General features: G+C 68.1%; 5 protein-coding genes and 3 pseudogenes. 4 read left to right on the plus strand and 4 right to left on the minus strand.

All coding sequences use genetic code 11. The annotated features are described in order from the left end of the window. Positions 1–10 precede the first annotated feature (10 nt). From FCI23_RS42020 to FCI23_RS61010, 4 genes and pseudogenes are all read left to right on the plus strand, one after another. Positions 11–430, plus strand: coding sequence for a gas vesicle protein K (locus tag FCI23_RS42020; protein WP_246144584.1), 420 nt, complete (start codon positions 11–13; stop codon positions 428–430). Between the two features lie 91 nt (positions 431–521). After that, a pseudogene (locus FCI23_RS42025) lies at positions 522–1,358 on the plus strand (glutamate synthase-related protein); the annotation flags it as partial. Positions 1,359–2,042: 684 nt separating this feature from the next. Continuing rightward, on the plus strand, positions 2,043–3,404 hold the full coding sequence (locus FCI23_RS61005) for a serine/threonine-protein kinase (RefSeq protein WP_246144585.1): 1,362 nt from the start codon (positions 2,043–2,045) through the stop codon (positions 3,402–3,404). A gap of 163 nt (positions 3,405–3,567) precedes the next feature. Continuing rightward, a pseudogene (locus FCI23_RS61010) lies at positions 3,568–3,712 on the plus strand (ATP-binding protein); the annotation flags it as partial. Positions 3,713–3,790: 78 nt separating this feature from the next. On the opposite strand, the pseudogene FCI23_RS61015 reads toward FCI23_RS61010, so the two are convergent. The 4 genes and pseudogenes from FCI23_RS61015 to FCI23_RS42055 form a co-directional block, all read right to left on the minus strand. After that, positions 3,791–4,477, minus strand: a pseudogene (locus tag FCI23_RS61015) (transposase family protein); the annotation flags it as partial. Between the two features lie 158 nt (positions 4,478–4,635). After that, positions 4,636–5,127, minus strand: a complete 492-nt coding sequence (locus FCI23_RS42045) for an SRPBCC family protein (RefSeq protein WP_211265694.1) — start codon at positions 5,125–5,127, stop codon at positions 4,636–4,638. Between the two features lie 188 nt (positions 5,128–5,315). Further along, positions 5,316–5,657 (minus strand): ArsR/SmtB family transcription factor, encoded by a 342-nt coding sequence (locus FCI23_RS42050; RefSeq protein ID WP_136729350.1) that lies wholly within the window; start codon positions 5,655–5,657, stop codon positions 5,316–5,318. Next, the gene (locus FCI23_RS42055) at positions 5,654–6,112 is read right to left on the minus strand and encodes an SRPBCC domain-containing protein (RefSeq protein WP_136729351.1); all 459 of its coding nucleotides are present in this window, start codon (positions 6,110–6,112) and stop codon (positions 5,654–5,656) included. The genes FCI23_RS42050 and FCI23_RS42055 overlap by 4 nt, the downstream gene beginning before the upstream one ends. Between the last annotated feature and the right edge of the window lie 230 nt (positions 6,113–6,342).

The raw sequence follows: 6,342 nt of genomic DNA on the forward strand, positions 1-6,342 counted from the left end.
GCGATCTACGGTGATCGAGGATTCACGGTGGAACGACATCGCACAGGCTGCGGCACGCGCCTTCGATCTCGTTCCGGGCGACTCCGGGGGCGTCACGGACGACGGCCGTACGGACCGGGGGCACGCGGCGGGGCGGCCCGCAACCCGGGTGGCCACGCGGCTTGCAACGGACCCGGACACGGTGGAACGCGATCTCGTCAAACTCGTCCTGACCATCGTGGAGCTGCTTCGCCAGCTCATGGAGCGTACCGCCCTGCACCGCGTCGACCAGGGAGACCTCAGCGAGGACCAGGAGGAACGGATCGGGATGACGCTGATGGTTCTCCAGGACCGCATGGCCGAACTCTGCGACCGCTACGGCCTGTCGATGAGCGATCTTAACCTCGATCTCGGTCCTCTCGGTTCGCTACTTCCCCGCGAAGACCTCTGAAGGAGGACGCCTTGCAGGCACGCGGGGCGTTTCACCCGCTGACGAGCTGGCCAGGGCCGTTGGGGAGCATCTTGGGGCGGGCTCGGAGTGCCGCCCCTTCGACCGTGACGTGCGCAGCATCGTCTACGAGCGGGCGAAGGGCACCGACGCCGAGGAGCCGTACGGCACCGAGCGGGATGTCTACCAGCCCGGCTACGAATTCCTGATCCCGTCGATGGCGCCCTGCCCGGTGCCGGAGACGCCACCGCGGGTGCGGATCGGCGGACCCGACTGCAGCCGTCCGTACGACATGGCGCTGCTGAACGTGTCGGCGATGAGCTTCGGCTCCCTGTCGTCGAACGCGATCCTCGCCCTCAACGGTGGCGCTGCGGCCGGGGGTTTCGCCCACGACACCGGTGAGGGCGGCCTGTCGGAGTACCACCTGCGGTCGGGCGGCGACCTCGTCTGGGAGATCGGCACCGGCTACTTCGGCTGCCGGACGCAGGACGGCGAGTTCGACCCGGGGGAGTTCGCCGACAAGGCGGCGCACGACCACGTGAAGTGCGTGTCGCTCAAACTCTCGCAGGGCGCCAAGCCCGGCATCGGCGGGGTGCTGCCCGGGGCAAAGGTCAACGCCGAGATAGCGCGGGTTCGGGACGTGCCCGAGGGGCGGGCGGTGATCTCGTCCCCGTACCACCAAGTGTTTTCCACTCCGCGCGAACTCGTCCGCTTCATCGCCAGGATGCGGGAGCTGTCCGGGGGCAAGCCGACCGGCTTCGAACTCTGCCCGGGCTCGCGCCTGCAGTTCCTCGCCGTGTGCAAGGCGATGCTGGAGGAGGGCGCGGCCCCGGACTTCATCATCGTGGACGGAGCCGAGGGCGGAACCGGCGCGGCACCGCTGGAGTTCGCCGACCACGTCGGTACCCCGCTCACCGAGGGGCTGCTGACCGGCCGGGCCAGACCACAGGCCGTCGCCCGCGAACAAGGCCGGGCCGCAGTTGGTCCAGTAGTCGTAGTTGCAGTAGAGGATCACCCGGTGGCCGGGCTCCTTCTTCTGCACGTACCGGATCCAGGCGTCCTTTTCGGCGCAAGTCACCCCGGGTCTTCCCATTCGAGGGCGAGGATGTCACCGGCGCGAAGGGTGATCTTCGACAGGAAGAAGTCGGCCTGTTCGGCCACATTGCCGGCCGGATGAAGTGGTAGAAGCCAGTGATGAGGGCGCCACTGCGAGCAGTAGCGCGCTGCGCAACCCACTTGGGGTTCGTGTAGGTGGCGCCCTAGGTGATCTTGATGAACGCGAAGTCAAGTCCGCGGGTGCTGTAGTCGGTCGCCTGGAGACGACGTCGACCTCCCTCTTACCGTCATCGGGCGCGTACTGCCTTCTCCCCCGCGCCTGAATCGAGAATGCGGTCATGGGTGGCTTCACGACATCTGGATCAGACCACCAGGATCTGGCGTCTCTTCTTTGTCATGACCTGACTCCATTCGGGAAGTGGCCCTCCCCTGCCGAGGTCGGCGAGTTTTCGGTGTGATGCACCCATACGCCTTGTGACGTGGTTTTACGGTGTGCTGTGCCTGCCGCTGGGCAGACGCAGAATGGCTGGTCGTCAGAGTGAGGACGTGCGCAGTGTTGGTGGCGGATCGGTATCGGTTGGGTGACCTGCTCGGCAGCGGGGGGATGGGCGAGGTCTGGGGCGCCGTCGACGAGGTGCTGGGCCGGTCGGTGGCGGTAAAGCTGCTCCGGAATCAGGGAGCCGACAGCGCCGCGATAACCCGCTTCCAGCTGGAGGCCCAGACGGCGGCTCGGCTGAACCACCCCCACGTGGTGGCCGTCTACGACTTCGGTACCGACCAGTGCCGCCTCTACCTGGTGATGGAGCTACTCGACGGGCGCAGCCTGGCCGACGAGTTGACTGAGCACGCGCCGCTCTCTCTCCACAGGGCGGCACAATTTGGCGCGCAGGCCGCCGCCGGACTGGCCGCCGCTCATCAGCAGGGCGTGGTGCACCGGGACATCAAGCCCGGCAACCTGCTACTGACCTGTGATGGAAGGGCCAAAGTCGGCGACTTCGGGATCGCCCGTTTCGCAGACGAGTCCGCCACTCTGACCACGACCGGCCAGATCATCGGCACCAGCTCCTATCTGGCACCGGAACAAGCCCTGGGGCGCCCGGCCGGTCCCCCGGCGGACATGTACGCGCTGGGCTGCGTACTGTACGAACTTGTCACAGGTCACCCGCCCTTCCGTGCGGACACGCCCATGGCTGTGGTGTTCCAGCACGTGGAGGCCTCCCCCGAGGCTCCGCGCCGCCTCCGCCCCGACCTTCCCGAATCGTTCGAGGCTTTCATCCTGCGACTGTTGGCGAAAGACCCCGCCGAGCGCCCCACCGCCCAGCAGACGGCCGATGCACTGGCCGCCTCTGGCCTGGCAGCTGACCGGCTGGCCACCGCCGCTGCGGGCGCCACCCACCGGCTTCCTTCCATCCCGGCCATTGGCAAGGAAACAGGGCAGCAGCCAGGCACGAGCAGATGGCGCTCCCGACGGGCCCGGTTGGTGGCCGGCATCGTCGTCACCGGGGCCGTCGCAGCGGCCGTCGCTCTGTCCACCACATCCCCCGACGTCCAGGCCGGCAGGGCCGCCACGACGCGTCCTTCCCCCGCACAGCAGGACACACTGCCGCCGTCCACCGCCCCCACCACACCGTCCACGGCTCCCACCACAGCCGCCGCCCCCACCACACCATCCACGGCTCCCACCACAGCCGCCGCTCACACCACACCATCCACGGCTCCCACCACAGCCGCCGCTCACACCACACCATCCACGGCTCCCACCACAGCCGCCGCTCACACCACACCATCCACGGCTCCCACCACACCATCCACGGCTCCCACCACACCGTCCACGGCTCCTAGCACACCCTCGACGGCTCCCACCTCGCTCTCCGCGGCTCCCACCACGGCCGCCACAGCTCCCACCACGGCCGCCAAGTGAAGGTCAGGAGCGTTTTCCTGTCTCAGTGACGATCCGGGCCACCGATGCCCTGTCTTTGGCCCGGGGCCGGTAAAGGATTTTTGAGAACGGTCTGGTCGGCATTTCGTGACGGTCATGAGCGCGACAGTTAGACCCGCTCTGTTCTGAGCAGCTCCCCACCGCCCTGAAAGTCCTGATCGCGGGCGGTATTGGCGTTGGCCAAGACCACCTTTGTCGGCGCGGTGAGCGAAATCGAGCCCCTCAGCACAGAGGAGCTCCTCACCTCGGCGAGCGTCGGCACCGACAGCCTGACCGGGGTGGAGAACAAGCGATGTCGGTGGTCTGCACCCAGTCGGCGTCGGGGCCGGCCAGCACGGCTTGGGCCGCGCGCGGGCCAGCGGCTGGTTCCCCTTCAAGATCAGGACGTAGTGGGCGTGCAGTTCGCCGGTGATCAGGCGGGCGGTCTTCTTGGTGGTGTGCAGCGCGTCCAGCGTCAGCACCATGCCGGACACCTCCAGCGAGGCCAGCAGTTCGCGAGCGGCGGAGCCTTCGCCGCGCTTGTCGACGACCTGCCGCTGGCCCAGCACCACGCCGGTGGCATGGCCGATCGCCCCGACCAGGAAGACCCGGCCCTGCTCAGTACGCGCGCCGCGCAGGGCCTTGCCGTCCACGGCTGCTGCGGGCAGCAGGCCGGGCGGCGCCGGATGCTCAGCCGCACGCTGGACAGCGCGCCGCTCCTCGCGCTCCGCAGGGCCAGGAGTGCGCGGGACCTCGGGGACCGGGGCCGTCCCGCGTACGACGTCCGCCGCGTAGCCGCACGTCGCCTCGTCCAGGGCGTCGGTGTCCAGATCTGCGAGTACCCGGCGGAAGGTGCGCTCGCTGGGAACCTCGAACCGGCCGGTCAACGGATCGCGGCGGGCACCGATGCGGGCGAGCTTGTCCTGCGGCGAGCGTGCCGCCCACTGCCAGATCGCCGCCACCGAGTCGCCACCCACCACCAGCGTCGCGCACGCCGCCAGCACCAGGATCACCAGCAGCGGGTGCCGAAGCCCTCGCTGAGCGCGGCGATCCGGCACGCTCCGAAGCCTGGCCATCAGGGCCGACTCCACCGCGACCGGGTTGGCTGCGCGCTCTGCCTCCCACCGCGCCAGGTCGGCGAGCTGGTCAAGGCAGGGGATGGTCAGCGATGATGCAGACACGGGCGCGACTCCTGTGACGCAGCATCAAACCGGAACTACCCCGGGGTCGTGCCCTACATGCGGCGGGCTTTATCTGCGTCGCTTCCGCGAGGCATGCCGCGGCCGACTTCGACGTACTCACGCAGGCTCGCGAGGAAGTGGTCCCAGCCGCGAGTGCACTGCTCGATGCAGTCCAGCTCTGTTGTGAGACCGTGGTGGCTGAACTGAAGTTCAGACGCGTCGCCATCGACCGGGGTGATGGCGAAGGTCGGACGCGTTCCCACCCAGTCAGGAAGGAAGCTGCATTCGTTTACGGTCCATTGCACCGATGTTGGCCGCGTTGCCTGATCGACATGCATCAGGAGCGGTTCGGGGGAGTCGAAGAAGAACTTGAGTTCGCCGCCGGCGTCGCAGGATCCCGTGGCACGGGTCCACCAGGCGGTTAGGCCGGAGACGGTGGTGAGCGCATCGAACAGCGCTCCAGGAGATGCCTTCACGCGGATCGTCTTCTGATAGTCCGCGCTCGCTTCCGCTTGCATTGCAGAGGGTTGTGCAGTTTCGGTCATTCGATGGATTCCTTTCATTCCGGCCCGTCTCGGCCTTGGCGATCGGGGCTACTGGTTTCTCGAGAAGGAGCGTTCGGCTCGGGGCCTTCGGGACTGCACGCTCACCCATTCCGTGCTGCAGTTGCGCCATGAATTCGACGGGCTAACGCCGACCGTTATGCACGAACTGCAAGACGGTCCGTTAGTAGTCAATCCATCGATCGCAGCGCCTGGATCGACTCGGCGATCGTCTTGATGCGACGCAGTCGCGCATCCCACGCCGCGCCGACGGAGACCAGCTGCTCGACGGCGCGGGCGAACTGCGCTTCGTTGACGACGTAACGCACCTCGCGGCCGTCCTTGCGGGGCACGACCAGTTCGGCGCGCTCCAGGACGCTCAGGTGCTTCGCGACCGCCTGACGCGTCACCGGCATGCGGCCACTCAGGCTCGTCGCCGTGCCGGAGCCGTCGGCCAGCAACAGGTCCAGCAGGCGGCGCCTGGTCGGGTCACCGAGGGCCGCCCACAGCTCGTCGTCGATCGTCGGGGTCACGCTCGCACCAGACCGGCCGCGTACGCCGCCAGGCTCGGGAGGTGCTCGTCCCAGCCGGCGCTGTGGTCGCGGTAGTACGCCTCGAGCTGTGCGGCCTCCCAGCCGATCTCCCGGAAGCCGGCCTCGGTCAGGCGCAGCAGCGTCCCACCGTCGGCAGGCACCAGCTCGAACGTCACGAGGAACGAGTTCTGCGGCGTCGCCGGCTGACCCTCTGGCTGGACCCAGCGGAATACGAATCGCCGCGGAGCGTCCGCCTCGACGACGAGGACCGGCACGACGACCGATCCACGCCCGTCCCGCCGGCGCCGGGTCATCCGCCCGTCGCCCGGCACGGCCGGGAACGACGCGTCGAAGCCCCACCAGTGCGCGATGTGCTCAGGCTTCGTGATGACTTCGTAGACCACCTCGGGGGTGGCGTCGATGTGGATCTCATGCTCAATGGTGCCGTACTCCATGGGCCTCTCCCCGAATCCGCAACCAGTAGTTGCACCTTAGGCCACGAAGCCACAACGCGCAACCATAGGTTGCATTAGGCGTAGAGGCGGCGCGGGTGTCTCCGTGGCTAGCCCCAATGCCGCTGTTTTAAGCGGTGACCTTGGGTTTTCGCTTGGCCGGGGCGCTCTTGGACGCGGGGGTGATGGTGACCGCCTCGGCCGGCGGGGCGGCGGGCTGGGGCCAGGTGCGG

Source organism: Actinacidiphila oryziradicis (assembly GCF_005047355.1).
Lineage (GTDB): Bacteria > Actinomycetota > Actinomycetes > Streptomycetales > Streptomycetaceae > Actinacidiphila > Actinacidiphila oryziradicis.

Bases quoted from the DNA above. Each gene is read 5' to 3' on its own strand.
- FCI23_RS42045 (WP_211265694.1), bottom strand. From the start codon at position 5,127: ATGACCGAAACTGCACAACCCTCTGCAATGCAAGCGGAAGCGAGCGCG.
- FCI23_RS42055 (WP_136729351.1), bottom strand. From the start codon at position 6,112: ATGGAGTACGGCACCATTGAGCATGAGATCCACATCGACGCCACCCCC.